Source organism: Anaeromassilibacillus sp. Marseille-P3371 (assembly GCF_900169665.1).
In the GTDB taxonomy this organism is placed as follows: Bacteria; Bacillota; Clostridia; order Oscillospirales; family Acutalibacteraceae; genus Anaeromassilibacillus.
On record NZ_LT835157.1, the window covers coordinates 2,516,692 to 2,532,387 of the forward strand.

Here is a 15,696-nt window from a genome sequence, read left to right on the forward strand (position 1 = left end):
AAGTTGCAATTTACTTTTAGTATTATTTTAAATAAAAAATACATCCTGTTGCGCAAATTACATTATCCACGCAACAGGATGCCCATTTTTTGACAGCCTAATGATTTAAAGTGGTTTCAAAAATTCAGAGTTGTTCCACCGCATCCGCTGCGGTGTTCAGGCAATCGGTATTGACCAGTTCCGCCAAACCCGCGTCATAATTCTTAGCAATTTCCGGATCGATCGGCACCCTGCCCAAAACTTTTAAATTGAACTGCTGTGCCGTTTGCTCTACATGGCTTTCTCCAAACACCTTGATCTCTCGGCCGCAGTCCGGGCACTTGACATAACTCATATTCTCTACCACACCAATGATCGGTACATTCATCATCTTGGCCATATTAACTGCCTTCGCAACGATCATAGAAACCAGTTCCTGCGGAGAGGTGACGATTACAATTCCATCCAACGGAATGCTTTGGAAAACAGTCAGTGGAACATCGCCAGTCCCCGGAGGCATATCCACAAACATATAATCGACATCTTCCCAGATCACATCCGTCCAGAATTGTTTTACTGTATTGGCAATGATGGGCCCACGCCATACCACTGGTGCTGTTTCGTCGTCCAGCAAGAGGTTGACCGACATAATATCAATCCCCGTCTTAGTACGTGCTGGCAGAATGCCAAATTCGCTGCCCATGGCCTTCTGATGAATCCCAAATGCTTTTGGAATGGAAGGACCGGTAATATCTGCATCCAGCACCGCAGTATGCGCTCCCCGACGGTTCAATAACACGGCGAGCATGGACGTAACCATACTTTTGCCCACACCGCCTTTTCCGCTGACGACACCGATAACCTTTTTAATATGGCTCATCGCATTCGGTTTTTCCAAAAAATCCGCAGGATTTGCCTCTCTGGAGGGGCAATTTTCCCCACAACTGCTGCAATCGTGCGTACAATTTTCACTCATACAGATTCTCCTTTGTCTATCCGCTGCCGCGCAACGGAAAAATCCGCCCGTTTTGATACGGGCGCTCTTTTATTGTAATAATATATACCAAATTTGTCAACGAAACCAAGGAGCTCAGCTAAAATTCTTTCTTTAAGCTGCGCATAAAGAGGTCCAATAACACTTGATCCGGGTCTTCGCCACAGTTGACAACCGCATTTACAGCCCGGCAGATAGGCATCTCCACGCCATATAGATCACACAACCGCAACAAAGCCGTCGTTGTTGCCACACCTTCTGCCAACTCCCCGTATGGTTCTCCACGAACGAACGCCTCGCCAAAACGCCGATTATGGCTGTACTCCGAAAAGACAGTTGCCTGATAATCCCCCAAATGGCTCAATCCATAGGCGGTGATCTCATTTCCCCCCATCGCTTTAATCAGACGCGCCACCTCCCGTGTACCACGGGCCATCAGAGCTCCTTTCAACGCGGTCTTATTTTTTCCATCCAACATCCCCGCCGCGATACCGATCACATTCTTCGCCGCTGCTCCCACTTCATTGCCGATCAGATCACTACCATAATAAAATCGAATCAGATCGCTTGAAAAAGCCTTTATCAACATTTCTTTTGCCTCTTGGCTACGGCTATCAATCACCATGCAATTGGGAATGCCTGCCGTAAAGTCCTGTACATGTCCCGGTCCCACCCAGACGGAAACCGTCGCCGTCTTGGGCACGTATTCATTCACGACTTGTGTCAAGCGTTTCCCCGTAGTTGCTTCAATTCCTTTCATACAAAGCACAATCGCCTTATCGTTGAGATCAAATATAGACATTTGTTGCATTAAGGTCCGCAAACTCTGGGCTCCAATCGAAATCACTAGGATCTTTGCATGCTGAATCGCATCTCCAAGGTCGCTGGTCAACTTGATGGTATCCCCTAATTGTACGAGACCGTTGGTGCGGGTCTCATACAGACTCTTCATCCGTTTGGACTCATCCCGTCCATAAAGAATCACCTGATGCTGCAAGCGGTCCGCATACCATGCCAAAAAACTTCCCCATCGACCGCAACCAATTATCGATATGTTCATACCTGCGATACAAGCGCCAAAACGACTTGTACCCTCCTCCTCTCCAAAAGTAAATCAAACGTCCACGATAACAACGCAAATTGTGAAGGTTCGATTATATAATATTTGTATTATATATTTATCATTATACAATAAGTATTAAACAAACACCTACTCACTAGCAAAAAGCAGTTGATTCTACTTTTACGATAACCTTTTCGCTTCCAACTTTACTTCCTTGCAGTATACTTTACCAAACCCCGTCTTTACTTACAACGTAAAATTTCAATAACGTCGGAAATAGCGAATTGAAAAAATCCCCGCAGGCTTCCACAGCCTCTTATCTGGATGTTTCAATGCTCTCTCAGCCGTTGGAAATCTCTGATTTCCGCTTACGGCGTGAGGTTATCTATAACATCCAAACGAATGAATTGAAAAAATTCCACGCAAGGCTTCCACGGCCTCTTATCTGGATGTTTCAATGCTCTCTCAGCCGTCGGAAATCTCTGATTTCCGCTTACGGCGTAAGGTTATCTATAACATCCAAACGAATGAATTGAAAAAATTCCACGCAAGGCTTCCACAGCCTCTTATCTGGATGTTTCAATGCTCTCTCAGCCGTCGGAAATCTTTGATTTCCGCTTACGGCGTGAGGTTATCTATAACATCCAAAATGACAAATTAAAAAAATCCCCTGCAAGGCTTCCATAGCCCCTTATCTGGATGTTTCAATGCTCTCTCAGTCGTCGGAAATCTTTGATTTCCGCTTACGGCGTGAGGTTATCTATAACATCCAAAATAACGAATTGAAAAATATTCCCCACATGGTTTCCACAGCCTCTTATCTGGATGTTTCAATGCTCTCTCAGCCGTCGGAAATCTTTGATTTCCGCTTACGGCGTGAGGTTATTATAACACATCCCCCACAAAAATAGGACAAACCGTCTCACATAAACGGCGAGGTAGTCGATACAGAATTGTTTTGCTCGTCCTGAATGTCCAGTTCAAACCAAAACGTACTTCCAACCCCCTGTTCACTCTGCACACCATACGCTCCACCATGCATGTCCAATATGGTTTTGACAATCGAAAGTCCCAATCCGGTCCCCACTTGTGCGCGCTTATGTGCCTTATCCACCTTGTAATAACGTTCCCAAATGTCCTTGAGCTTGTCCTGGTCAATCCCCTCTCCAGTATCTCGTACCTCAATGCGCACTTTTCCATCGTGTTCTGACTGCTTCAAGCGCACCACTTTGTCCTCACCTGTATAAGTAATCGCATTATTTACCAGATTATAAACTACCTGAGAGATTTTCAATTCATCTGCATAGACAGTCACATCACGATCCGCTGTAAATCGGATATCATAGTCTGTCAACTTATTGTATCGTCCCAAAATATCGCGTACGCTCTCCGTTAGATCGAAAAAGCTGGGCGATAACTTCTGTGCACCGGACTGCATTTTACTCAAGTCGAGCATATCGTTCACCAGCGTTGTCAATCGATTAGCCTCATCAATGATAACCTGAACATTTTCCGGCGTGTTTTCCCCGGGAAGGTCCCGCATAACTTCGCTATACCCGGTAATCATTGTAAGCGGTGTACGAAGATCGTGAGAAACATTAGCGATCAAGTCGCGCCGGAGTGTTTCCACCTTAGAGAGTTCTTTTGCTGCATAGTTGAGCGTCGCACCCAATTCTGCAATCTCCCGATAGCCATCCTCTTCAAAACGCACATCATAATTTCCCTGGGCCAATACTTTTGCAGAAGAATTAATTTTGATGATGGGACCAGAAATTCGCCGGGACAGGAATAGCGCCAAGAAGAACGCTAAAACCAGCATAATTACCGTGATCCACGTAAGCTGTATGCGTAGTGTCTGTACCGTAGAGCCGACCGGAGAAATCGTTGAATTCAGCAAAACCAATAGCTTCTTGCCATTTTCCCTCTCTGTAATAAATGTATAGATCATACTTTCCGGCGCATCAGCATCATCGGTAACCTGTTGCCGTTGCCAATTTGGTACCGTACGCATATTGTCCTGTGGAAATTGTTCAAAATAAACCCCTCCATTGCGGCGGGTAATTTCATAAATGAATGCTCGCTGAAGTCCGCTTAACCGATGAATAACACAATTTGGCACCGCATCCTCCGAATAGAACAGATCCCCGTACTCATCTGAAACAATGATACAAATTTGATTGTTTTGTGAGATATCCTGTAAAAGCGTACTCAGATCATCGGAATTGATATTGCGTTCGATGGTTTGTGCAGAATTTTTGATGTCGCTCACCTTGATAAACTTATAAAAACTACCGAGGAACATAATCTGAAAAACCCACAACATCACCAAAATGATGGCGGCAAAAGCCGCAAAACCGGAAAACAGTCCCCATTTTATCCCAACACGGTGGGGAACAAGCCCCCGGACGCGGTCTTTCAGCTGTTTGAAAAATGCTTCAAGCCTCAAACCGATAGCCCACTCCTCTCAATGTGACAATAAATTTACTGTATTGCTTAAGGCTCTTGCGTAGAAGCTTAATGTGTGTATCCAAGGTGCGGTCGTCTCCATAAAAATCATAGCCCCAGACATTTGTAATTAAATTTTCTCTGGTCAACGCAATGTTGCGATTTTTTGCAAAATAAAAAAGCAAGTCATATTCTTTGGGAGACAGATCCACCTTTTCCCCGTCAATCGTGACAATGCGGCCTGTAAAGTCGATATTTAGTCCCTCGAAACTCACCTGGTCCTTCTTTGGTTGGTCTACAGTGGGCTTTGCACGTTTCATAATAGCATTGATACGCATCATCAGTTCTTTTGGAGAAAAAGGCTTGACCACATAATCGTCGATGCCCAATTCGAAGCCGTGAATCTTGTCGTATTCTTCACCGCGTGCAGACAGCATCAACACGGGTGTTGCACTGTACTTTCGAATTTCGCGTACAGCGGAAAAGCCATCCAGTTCCGGCATCATCACATCCATAATAATCATATCAAAATCGTCCGGATGCTCGCGACAAATGTGGACAGCTTCCATCCCATCCGCCGCCTCACGAACGGTATGGCCTTCAAATTCCGCATATTTACGGATCAGCGCGCGGATCTTCTCCTCGTCGTCCACCACTAAAATACGATACATGAACACTCCTCCTTGTAATATCTGTATTTTCGCACAGATCTGTGACGGTTCTGTGATGCTTTTCGGATTTTCTTCCTCCTCATGGTACTACAATCCCCGGGAAAGGGCAAGAATCGGTTTTACAATTCTTCCCGATGTACTATGTTGTAAAAAGATCTGCTAGTAAACGTCAAGTACGAATGTATTCTTTGCCTGTAGAAAAGGACGAATATAATCGAACGATAAGCGCTATAAAGCATTAACGACAGCTAAGTACATATTCGACAAAATCATAGTAGTGACAGGGATACCCTGCAATTTGGTGGGGACTGTCATTTGATATATCCCCATTACAAATAAACAAACGGATATTGGTAATAGGGATAACTGTGATCAAACGGCAGCTGTAAAATGACGGATGATTCCTCTCACTAATTGACTAATGAATATTTTTAATAGGGACAGTCATCGCAAAAGGCAGGTTGTCCCTCTTGCTAATATACTTACAGTTATTTCTGCTTCGGGGGTTTCAAACACACGGATGTTACAACGTAGCAGATATGCAGACATGAGCATCGCAGAAATATTCCATGCGCTAAATCAAACTTCATCTATTTTTTTGTGTTATTTACTGTACGTCGGCAAAATTACTAGGGTATATGGCGAGCCCCCCTACTTCGCCGCTGGACATTTTGGGGACGGCGTCCTGTCTGACAGCAAATATGCGACAGAAAGTCTATCCCCTTTTTAATCGTTTCTACCGGAGTGGGCTTCTGAAAGTACCTCGAAAGAACATTCTTTATAAAGTGTCCATTCCCTTCTTTCAAAACAATTGTCCCTCTAAATACAAAAACAAGCCTGTCGTGAAGGCTTTTCATCATTCCACAACAGGCTTGCCATATTATTCTTTCCTTACCGGCGAAACAGATCCAGAAGATTCACTCCCTAGCACCCCCGTGCATAACAAAAACAGGGTAAAATGGCCAAATCAATACGTTAAACATTTTACAGCAATGATTTAACTGCCCTCTTTGCGTTTGAGAAAATTGGGCAACTTTATTTTTACTCAAGCCGCTCCACTGAATCACTTCTTCCAGTTTCATCCGAACAGAGCCAAAATCTTCATCCCGCATATCCATCATCTCTATTTCCTAGTTCTATGGAAGACACTACTGGTATAAGAGATTTCGATACGCTATTATTCGATACTTTCCTGTATTGATATTTATTAAAAGTCCTCGCGGAGATTGACGGTGATTGCCTTGGGACGGGTCATCGCCTCAATGGAATACCGTACGCCTTGTGTACCCATACCGCTGGCTTTTACCCCTAGGAACGGGAAGTGATCCGGACCGCGCTCCGTCTTGTTATTGATCTGCACAGTGCCGACCTCAAGCCGCTCTGCAATAGAAAACGCTCGGTTGATGTCATTGGTAAAAACAGAGGATTGTAAACCATATTCCGAACGATTCGCCAACTCGATTGCCTGGTCTACATCTTTGACCCGGATAATCGGCAGAATCGGTGCAAAGGGCTCTTTCCAAGCAACCTCCATATCTTCCGTTACATGATCCAGCAGAGTTGGATATACCAGATTCTTTTCCCGACGGTTGCCAGTTACCAAGATCGCGCCTTTCTCCAAAGCCTCTGCAATCAGCTCCATAGCGGACGCAGCCGCCTTCTCATCAATCAAAGGAGTAATCATGGCGCCGTTGCGGGGATCGCCCACCTGCATCTTATCCACACGTATTTTGAGCTTCTCCACCAACCGGTCGGCCACAGCATCGGTTGCAAACACGCGCTTAACTGCTGTGCACCTCTGGCCGGAATAGGCATATGCACCGTCGGCAATCGTATTGGCTGTGAAATCCAGATCCGCATCCTCCAGCACAATCGCCGCATCCTTGCCACCGAGCTCCAGCAGAAGCGGGGTCATGCGTGCTAAGCTTGAAATGTGCCTTCCAATTTCTGTACTTCCGGTAAAATTGATAAAATCAATGCCTTCGTGCGTAACGATGTAATCCCCGATCTCACTGCCGCGCCCAGTTACGGTATTGAGTACACCGCCGGGTAAACCCGCGCTCTGAAAGACCTCTGCCAGATGTAATGCACTGATCGCCCCCTGTGTAGGCGGCTTTAAGACAACGGTGTTGCCGCCAATCAGCGCCGGAGCAATTTTGGAGACGGAGAGATTCACCGGATAATTAAACGGGGATATTGCCAAAACGGTCCCGAGGGGAACCCGGCGAACAAATGAGAGCTTTTGGCGGGACCCGCCGGGGAAGTTCTCGCCGCTGATCGCCTGCCCTTCCATGCTCTTTCCCATGTCGGCCGTGTAACGGAGTAGGTCTGCCGAACGCGTTACTTCAGAAAGCGCCGATTTCTTTTCCTTTGCAACTTCCATCGTCAAAATCTCGGCAATTTCCTGCGCACGCTCTTCCAACAGATCTGCTGCGCGATAAAATACCTCTGCACGCTCATAGATGGGTGTTTCCGCCCAAGTACGCACATGCATCTTGGTATCTCTTATGGCCTCATCGACCTCTTGCTTTGTCATCGCCTGAATTTTCCCAATCAAGCTTCCGTCTACTGGGGAATGAATTTCAAGCTGCTTTCCGGAGTCGGACTCCACCCATTCGCCATTGAGCAGATTTCCATATATGCATTCCCCGTGAACCGTATTTTGAAACATCGGCAAGTTCCTCCTTTTTGTTCTATGATATAGTATTCTCTTTCCGAAAGGAAAATACACCCTGTAAAAGAAGGCACCTATCAAACGATCTGTAAAGTAAAACTGCCCTTTATCGCCTGGTTTTGGATACCAATACGCTCCCTAAAATGGGGATGCATGCATCGTTCAATCTTGAAACAGTTTGCTGAATATCTGCACATTTTGCAACATTTTTCCATACAACCAGCAACACTCCCGACGTATACCGTCCTACTAGAAGGGCGTCCGGTGAATCACAAACCGGCGGGGTATCTACCAGGACAAGGGCATGGGATTGGCACGCCTCTTGCAGCAATCCCTCCATCTGTTCCGTGTGAAGGAAAGCTGCCGCATCTTTGGACCACGATCCGGCAGACAGGATATTTAGTCCGGGAAGGACTTCTCTTTGGACACAATCCTCCCATTTTCTCTGTCCCCGAAGGACCTCCGACAGACCGCAACCATTTGAGATCTGTAAAAGGGAGTGCAGCTGTGGATTTTTCAGACATGCATCCACCAGGAGAACCGGTACAGATCGGGAAGCCACAATCGCCAAATTCGTACAGACCACCGCATGCAAAAACGCAGACGGCACTCCGGAAACCACAACCGAGCGGCGTTCCTCCAAACCGCGCGAAACGAGCAGACGCGCATATAGCGTCCGATAGGCTTCCCATTGCTCGATCGGGCTGAACTGTGTCAGCAAATGCGGCGCTTGTTCAAAGTGCTTTGGTTTTCTCCCCCGCACCATATGGTCACCTCCCCCAAGCAAGCCGGAAGGGGGATTTCTGCAAGCACAGGTGCTCCGTACTCTTCCAAATCCTTTGCGGTTCGGATATGTCCATCCAATGCCTTCCATACCAGAATGGCCGTAATAGAGCACCCCAGTCCCAGCAGGCCTCCTAATATGGTGTTGACTGCAAGGTCCGGGGAAGTGGGTTTCTCCGGCACAGACGCGGAATCGACCACCTTGACATTGCCCGCTTGGAGTACCCGCAGAATTTCCGACGGTGCACAAGCCACGAGTGTATTACACAGGAGAGCAGCCTGCTGCGGATCTTTAGAGGTAACCGAAATCCGTAAAATTTCCGTATGGTCCACTGAATCCAAAGTGAGCATTCCACGCAACTCTTCCAACGATTGTTTGCCTCCTGTCCGGCGCAAAACCTGTTCCAAGGTCCGGTCGCTTTGCAGAATCACCGCACAGGTATCCACCAGTTTTCGGGAAGTATCCACATTGCCAGCATTCAATTCGCGGGCTGTATCCTGTGAATTGTATATATACAAGGTAGCAGATGACGTATAGGAAGGCGTCAGTACATAAGCCGAAAACCCATATGCCGCACAAGCACAAAGGAACATACACAGAAGCCAAATCGGACTGCTCCGAATGAGCAACCACAATAGCGAAGGGAAATCCGTCCGTTTGTGCACAAATCCGCCTTCTTTCTCAAAGTGATACAAAAATCATAGCACAGCCCGCTCTGTAAAACAATCCTAAATTGGGAATATTCTCCAAAGTCAACTTTATTCACATATCTAACTTGCACAATATTTTAAAGTGGCAATTGCATCGTCTGCGCTAAAAATAGGACCATTTCATGCATCCACCGATGATATGAATAACAGTTTTTCTCGATCAAAGCAGCGGTTCAGCCACTTTCTGGCTACCGATCCGCAAAAGTTTCTGATTACATTCTATTCGCAAAAGCATAAATAAAGGGGACACTCCCTATCACGGTCTATTCGGCCGGATATAGAGTATCCCCTTTTCATATACTTCTTTTGAAAAATACATTGACTTTTTATCCGTGGGCATATTTTAGGCTATTTTATTCTTTCCAAAGCTTGTCCTGTAGCTTTTTAATCTTTGACCGGCGCGCTGCCGTCTTCTCTTCATTGATGTGGATTGTACCCTCTTCGTCGATCTCCAAAACGGAACCTTCCACCGCCCCGTCTGGAAGCTCCCCGGTCTCAATTGCAAAAAACTTTTGATCTTTGTCTTCACAGATTGCATAGGCGCCTTCAAAACGGTCGATCACCAAAATGCGCATAATGGATTCCTCCCTTGTTTCTATTCTTCTCATCATACACGAAAGCCCGTTCAAGCGCAAGACTCTTTCTCCGTCATAGCCCAAACCGCTTTTCCATCACTCAAAAACAACAGTGTCCCACATACGTCTGTACGGAAGGAGGATGCACCGATACTTTGTAAGCGGCGAAGCACCGACTCCCGCGGAAGGCGGCTGGTATCCCAAGCAGTCGAAATCGCTGCATATTCGGGCTGAACGGCATCTAACAAAGCCTTTCCCGTAGAAGTATCGCTTCCATGATGCCCCACTTTGAGCACATTCGCCTGTAATTGTACACCACTCGCCAAGATGGACGCCTCCTCTTCCAGCTCGGCGTCGCCCATTAGCAAAAAGGCTGTATCACCGTACACAATCCGTAGAACCAAGGAATTATTGTTTGTATCCTCTGCAATGGACAGCGGCGCTACAATTTGTATCTCCGCATCTCCAAGAAAAAAGACACTTCCCGCCTGTGGATGCTGAACCGGAATAGCACATTCTTGCAACGCCTGCTGCGTTTGGCGGTATTCCTCCGTATCTGCAGATTGCTCCGGTGAAAGATATGTTTTCACCGGAAACGCCCTCAGGACTTCCGGAAGGCCTCCAATGTGATCCGCATCCGGGTGCGTGTTTACCACGTAGCGCAGAGAACAAATTCCTCTTCGTTTCAGATACTGTACAACCCCAGCGCCCTGATCTGGGGTCCCACCATCCACCAGCATGGCCTCGCCTGCACATTCCAAAAGCAGGCTGTCCGCCTTCCCGACATCCAATACATGAAAAGCAAACGGCGCACGATCCACCGCATCTGAAAATGTTCCCAAACCGCAGGCACGGCGTACATCGCGCCATACGGCGGGCGAGGAGGGAAGAAGGGAAAAGATTACGAGGATGAGCACAAACAACAGCACAGGCATATATCGCCGCCACAGCGTCTGTTTCTGCTGCACAAGCCCCCCTCCTTACCGGTGCGCGCCACGCCGGGACCCAGACTTCCTTTTTGGGGGCCTTTTTCCATATTTCGGTTCCTGCTTCTTCCCATGGGGAACTTCCGGAACAGGGCCCCATACCAGACAATTTTCCCCGCGTCCAATCAGGTCGGTGCGCCCCGCCAATTTCAGCGCTTCTAACACCAACGGTTTGTTTTTGGGGATAAAATATTGCATCAAGGCCCGCTGCATTGCCTTTTCCTTACTGCTTCGCGGAACATAGACCTCTTTCATCGTGTATGGGTCCAGGCCCGTATAAAACATACATGTAGAAATAGTCCCCGGTGTGGGATAAAAATCCTGCACCTGTTCTGGACGCAGATGATTCCTTTTGATAAAAAGCGCCAGCTCCACCGCATCCTTGAGGGTACTTCCAGGGTGCGAAGACATCAGATAGGGAACCAGGTACTGCTCCTTTCCGATCTCCTTGGTCAGTTTAAAAAAGCGCTTTTGAAAAGCCAGATAGGTCTCAATATGTGGTTTTCCCATACAATCCAAGACACGCGCTGTACAGTGTTCCGGAGCAACCTTGAGCTGTCCACTGACATGGTATTGTACCAGTTCCCGAAAGAAGGTGTCGTCCGGGTCCTCCATTAAATAGTCGAATCGAATGCCCGAGCGGATAAATACCTTTTTGACGCCCGGCAGGGCACGCACCTTGCGCAATAGCTCAAGATATTCCCTATGGTCAACCTGCAATGCAGGGCACGCCTTTGGAGCAAGACACTTTTTTCCCGGGCAAAGGCCAGCCTTTTCCTGCTTCTTACAGGACGGTCCCCGGAAATTGGCGGTCGGTCCTCCTATGTCGTGGATATACCCCTTAAAATGCGGGTTTTGGGTCAGAATCTTGGCCTCCCGCAAAACGGACGCCTCGCTTCGCGTTGTAACGGCGCGTCCCTGATGGAAAGCGATGGAACAAAAATTACATGCCCCAAAACATCCGCGGTTGTGTGTAATCGAAAATTCCACCTCTTGAATCGCCGGTACTCCTCCCATAGATTCGTAACAAGGATGGTATGTTCGTTCATAGGGCAGTTCATAGATTTCATCGAGCTCTTTCTGGGAAAGAGGCATCATCGGTGGATTCTGTACAAGAATTTGATTCCCGTGGCGCTGAATAACCCGCCTTCCACGCACCGCATCCTGTTCATCCTGTTGTTTCCGGCAGGAGAGCGCATAAGCGCGTTTGTCCGCACAGACTTGTTCATAGCTGGGACATTCCACGGCTGGTCCCGGACGGTACTCATGCGTCGGTACCAGGTAACAGGTACCGCGAACGTCTGTGATGCTGGAAACCGGGACTCCCTCCAACAATCGCTGGGCAATCTCCAGCGCTTGCTTTTCGCCCATCCCGTAGGAGATCAGATCCGCACCGGAATCCACCAGAACCGAGGGATGAATCTTGTCCTCCCAGTAATCATAGTGGGCAAACCGCCGCAGGGAAGCTTCCAGGCCGCCGATAATGACCGGTACATCCGGATAGAGTGCCTTGCACTTGCGCGAATAAACCGTGACCGCCCGATCCGGCCGTAACCCTGGCCGGTTTCCCGGAGAATAAGCATCTGTTTTCCGACGATTTCGCGCCACGGTATAATGGGCCACCATGGAATCAATATTTCCCGCATTCACCAAAAAAGCCAATTTAGGCTTGCCAAAACGTTGAAAATCCCGATCCGTTCGCCAATCCGGCTGTGATAAAATCGCTACCCGATACCCATAGTGCTCTAACAGACGTGAAATGATCGCTGTACCAAAGGTCGGGTGATCCACATAGGCGTCACCTGTCACCAACACAAAATCCGGTGCATCCCACCCACGTTCCAACATTTCTTTGTTTGTAATTGGTAAAAAAGCCATATTCCTTCCCTTTTGCTCCCTTTTACATTGGCGGGCCGCTTCCCATTGTTTGAAGCGGCCCGGATTCCTCTTACGATTCGTTCGTCGGATTGCTTTGTTCGTCGCTAACCCGCATATTCATTTCGAGCCACTGCTGGTAAGTGATCAGTACTTGGCGCGGTTTACTTCCCTCGTGTGGGCCGACGATCCCCATCTGTTCCATCTCGTCGATCAATCTGCCCGCGCGTGCGTATCCCAAACGCAGGCGGCGCTGCAAGAGAGACGTAGAAGCCTGTCCTGCCTCCACCACACACTTGATTGCTTCCTGCATCATCGGGTCCTGGTCTGAATCCGCCGTATCGTTGCCAGCACTCCCCTTTTCTGCCACAGCATTCTTCTCAATTTCCTCTGCGATTCCTGCATCGTAGCCGGGTTCCTGCGATTTCTTAACAAAGTTTACAATGCTTTCAATTTCGCTATCGCTGACAAAACAGCCCTGAATTCGAATGGGCTTCGGAGAGCCCACCGGGGCAAACAACATATCGCCGCGCCCTAAAAGCTTTTCTGCACCGCCCATATCGAGGATTGTGCGGGAGTCCACCTGTGAAGAGACAGCAAAAGCGATTCGGCTGGGAATGTTCGCCTTGATGATCCCTGTGATAACATCCACCGAAGGGCGCTGTGTGGCGATCACTAAATGCATACCTGCGGCACGTGCCATCTGAGCCAACCGGCAGATGGAGTCCTCCACTTCGTTGGGTGCGGCCATCATCAGGTCTGCCAACTCATCGATAATAATCACAATCTGCGGCATATGCTGCATCGGCTGCCCCTGCTCATCCTGATACCCACAGGAACTGGCCAAGCGGTTATACGCCGCCAGATCCCGCACATTGTTTTCGGCAAAGATTTTATAGCGTTTGAGCATTTCTGTAACCGCCCAGCTCAATGCGCCTGCGGCCTTACGCGGATCGGTCACGACAGGGACCAACAACTGTGGAATTCCATTGTAAATACCGAGCTCGACCACCTTTGGGTCGATCATCAGAAAACGCACCTCATCCGGTGTCGATTTATACAAAAGACTGACAATCAACGAATTGATGCACACGGACTTGCCGGACCCCGTAGAACCGGCGATCAGCAGGTGTGGCATTTTCGCCAGGTCGGCCGTAGCGATTTCGCCCGCAATATCGCGCCCCAACACCACTGTTAAACGGCTCTTGCTGGTGACAAAGGTATTGGATTCGATCAGCTCACGCATACGCACCACACTGACCTTTTTGTTCGGTACCTCAATGCCCACCGCTGCCTTTCCTGGGATGGGCGCTTCAATGCGCACACCGGAAGCAGCCAAGTTCATAGCAATGTCGTCCGCAAGATTGGTAATCTTGCTGATTTTTACTCCCGCCGCAGGTTGTAGCTCATAGCGTGTCACCGCCGGGCCACGGGAGATATCCAGAATTTTCGTCTGTACGCCAAAGCTCTTCAACGTTTCCACCAACATACGGCCGTTGGTCTGCAACTCATGGGCAATCTCGTTTTCGTCGGCTGCTTTCGTTGTCTCCAACATCGAAACCGGCGGAAAATGATACTCACCGTCCTCCGGCGGTTCGTCCAACATCGTGAGTTGAACCTCCTTGGCGGGCGCTTGCTCCTCTGGTAACTGCTTTTTCTCCATAGATTTCGGCATAAGCGGAGTCAGTGGTTCCGGTACCGGGATTCCCTCCACTGGCTGTACTACAGAGTCCGTCGGCTGTACGCCAATCGGCTTGCGGAATACCTCGGCAGGCTCTTCCGGGCGGTCTTCTCCTTCGAGCACTGGGTCCGGCGTATGAAAAACCTTCTCCAGTTTTTCCAGCTTTTCATTCCGCTGTGGTTTGACCGACTTGACCGGGTGGGCTGGCAAGTGGTTGGGATCATCCGGATCAAGAGCGATGTCGATATTCATGTCATGCTGGCGTTCCATCTGTCTGCGCTCACGCGCTTCCCCAATGTTGTTGGCAACCACCTCTGCAGGTTTTGCCACCGTACGGAAAAGTTGCACCAAGCTTGTGCCCGTGAGAATCATCACCGCCACAAATAATAGTAAGATAATCACAATTCGTGCCCCAACGGTTCCTAAAAGCATCACAAGCGGGATTCCCAACAGGCCGCTCACCAGCCCAGCCCCGGAACGTTCAATCCCCTTCCCATAGAGCCCTCCAAGCGTCTGGAAAAAGGACATCCCTTCCTGTGCGCTCTCGCCAAATATGTAGAAAGCAGCGCACACCAAGATGATGATTCCAACCATGATGCCGATTTTCACCCGCATCTTCCCACTGCGCCGCTCAAACGCTGTAACAATCGAAATATACAAGAGCAGCACAGGCCAAAGGATTGCACAAGTTCCAAAGAGGCCCATCAACAGATTATGTAACCAAAGCCATACATGGTCTCCCTCGATCAAAACCAAGCAGGCCATAAAAATGGACAAGGCAAAAAGCAATATCGCTAAAATCTGATTGCGCTGCTTGGCTTCTTCCGCCCGTTTCGCTTCCCGTTCCGCTTTCGTCGTTTTTGTTTCACTCATTCGGCGATTAGCGGCACGCTGTTTTTCTGCCTGTCGCCGCGCCTGCGAGTTGCTGTTTCGCTTTGCAGGCGTATTCTTTTTTGTAGTCCTCGTCTTTTTTTCGTATTTACCAGCCACTTTATCCCCCAATTACTTCGGCGCCTATCCGCCGTCTATTCAAGTAAAATATGTAAAGCGCGGTTTACACCGCGCCTGTGTTCCTCAAAAACCAAACGGCCAAAATGCACAAATCCGTGTGGAAATTTTTGTAAGGCTGTTCGGCAAACGGTCACCAAATCTTTCCTTCTACGGCATTAGGATAGCGGGAACCGTTTTTTACATTCGTTCAAGCTACCTGGCGGTAGCTTGTCATGTTTTCCAGCCGCCTGTGCGTTCAATATTCTTAC

Annotated in this window: 12 protein-coding genes; all 12 read right to left on the bottom strand. The window is 48.4% G+C overall.

Features of this window, described 5'->3' with window-relative positions; translation table 11 throughout:
• Positions 1-124 precede the first annotated feature (124 nt).
• The gene (locus B9Y59_RS10545; protein ID WP_085533341.1) at positions 125-955 is read right to left on the bottom strand and encodes an Mrp/NBP35 family ATP-binding protein; all 831 of its coding nucleotides are present in this window, start codon (positions 953-955) and stop codon (positions 125-127) included.
• A gap of 118 nt (positions 956-1,073) precedes the next feature.
• Entirely contained in the window at positions 1,074-2,033 is a 960-nt protein-coding gene (locus B9Y59_RS10550) for an NAD(P)H-dependent glycerol-3-phosphate dehydrogenase (RefSeq protein ID WP_085533343.1), read from the bottom strand.
• A gap of 925 nt (positions 2,034-2,958) precedes the next feature.
• Positions 2,959-4,482 (bottom strand): sensor histidine kinase, encoded by a 1,524-nt coding sequence (locus tag B9Y59_RS10560; RefSeq protein WP_242967292.1) that lies wholly within the window; start codon positions 4,480-4,482, stop codon positions 2,959-2,961.
• Entirely contained in the window at positions 4,472-5,152 is a 681-nt protein-coding gene (locus tag B9Y59_RS10565) for a response regulator transcription factor (protein WP_054324768.1), read from the bottom strand. Before B9Y59_RS10565 ends, B9Y59_RS10560 begins: the two co-directional genes overlap by 11 nt.
• Before the next feature lie 917 nt (positions 5,153-6,069).
• Positions 6,070-6,273, bottom strand: a complete 204-nt coding sequence (locus B9Y59_RS10570) for a hypothetical protein (RefSeq protein ID WP_143255293.1) — start codon at positions 6,271-6,273, stop codon at positions 6,070-6,072.
• A gap of 86 nt (positions 6,274-6,359) precedes the next feature.
• Entirely contained in the window at positions 6,360-7,823 is a 1,464-nt protein-coding gene (locus B9Y59_RS10575) for an NADP-dependent glyceraldehyde-3-phosphate dehydrogenase (protein WP_085533349.1), read from the bottom strand.
• 109 nt (positions 7,824-7,932) lie between these two features.
• A complete protein-coding gene (locus B9Y59_RS10580; protein WP_085533351.1) occupies positions 7,933-8,592 on the bottom strand; it encodes a CpsD/CapB family tyrosine-protein kinase in 660 nt (219 codons plus the stop codon).
• On the bottom strand, positions 8,541-9,275 hold the full coding sequence (locus B9Y59_RS10585; RefSeq protein ID WP_158089006.1) for a YveK family protein: 735 nt from the start codon (positions 9,273-9,275) through the stop codon (positions 8,541-8,543). The genes B9Y59_RS10580 and B9Y59_RS10585 overlap by 52 nt, the downstream gene beginning before the upstream one ends.
• Before the next feature lie 398 nt (positions 9,276-9,673).
• On the bottom strand, positions 9,674-9,895 hold the full coding sequence (locus B9Y59_RS10590) for a DUF3006 domain-containing protein (protein WP_085533355.1): 222 nt from the start codon (positions 9,893-9,895) through the stop codon (positions 9,674-9,676).
• Between the two features lie 50 nt (positions 9,896-9,945).
• Positions 9,946-10,863, bottom strand: a complete 918-nt coding sequence (locus B9Y59_RS10595) for a ComEC/Rec2 family competence protein (protein WP_085533357.1) — start codon at positions 10,861-10,863, stop codon at positions 9,946-9,948.
• Positions 10,864-10,875: 12 nt separating this feature from the next.
• Positions 10,876-12,759 carry a YgiQ family radical SAM protein gene (locus tag B9Y59_RS10600; RefSeq protein ID WP_085533359.1) on the bottom strand — a complete coding sequence of 628 codons (1,884 nt, stop codon included), beginning with the start codon at positions 12,757-12,759 and terminating at the stop codon, positions 10,876-10,878.
• 70 nt (positions 12,760-12,829) lie between these two features.
• Positions 12,830-15,310 carry an FtsK/SpoIIIE family DNA translocase gene (locus tag B9Y59_RS10605; protein ID WP_085534612.1) on the bottom strand — a complete coding sequence of 827 codons (2,481 nt, stop codon included), beginning with the start codon at positions 15,308-15,310 and terminating at the stop codon, positions 12,830-12,832.
• Positions 15,311-15,696: the final 386 nt, after the last annotated feature.

What these genes read in the sequence shown, in the direction of transcription:
- B9Y59_RS10545 (WP_085533341.1), bottom strand. Translation starts at nt 955, where the DNA reads ATGAGTGAAAATTGTACGCACGATTGCAGCAGTTGTGGGGAAAATTGC.
- B9Y59_RS10550 (WP_085533343.1), bottom strand. Translation starts at nt 2,033, where the DNA reads ATGAACATATCGATAATTGGTTGCGGTCGATGGGGAAGTTTTTTGGCA.
- B9Y59_RS10565 (WP_054324768.1), bottom strand. Translation starts at nt 5,152, where the DNA reads ATGTATCGTATTTTAGTGGTGGACGACGAGGAGAAGATCCGCGCGCTG.
- B9Y59_RS10570 (WP_143255293.1), bottom strand. Translation starts at nt 6,273, where the DNA reads ATGATGGATATGCGGGATGAAGATTTTGGCTCTGTTCGGATGAAACTG.
- B9Y59_RS10575 (WP_085533349.1), bottom strand. Translation starts at nt 7,823, where the DNA reads ATGTTTCAAAATACGGTTCACGGGGAATGCATATATGGAAATCTGCTC.
- B9Y59_RS10580 (WP_085533351.1), bottom strand. Translation starts at nt 8,592, where the DNA reads ATGGTGCGGGGGAGAAAACCAAAGCACTTTGAACAAGCGCCGCATTTG.
- B9Y59_RS10590 (WP_085533355.1), bottom strand. Translation starts at nt 9,895, where the DNA reads ATGCGCATTTTGGTGATCGACCGTTTTGAAGGCGCCTATGCAATCTGT.
- B9Y59_RS10600 (WP_085533359.1), bottom strand. Translation starts at nt 12,759, where the DNA reads ATGGCTTTTTTACCAATTACAAACAAAGAAATGTTGGAACGTGGGTGG.
- B9Y59_RS10605 (WP_085534612.1), bottom strand. Translation starts at nt 15,310, where the DNA reads ATGAGTGAAACAAAAACGACGAAAGCGGAACGGGAAGCGAAACGGGCG.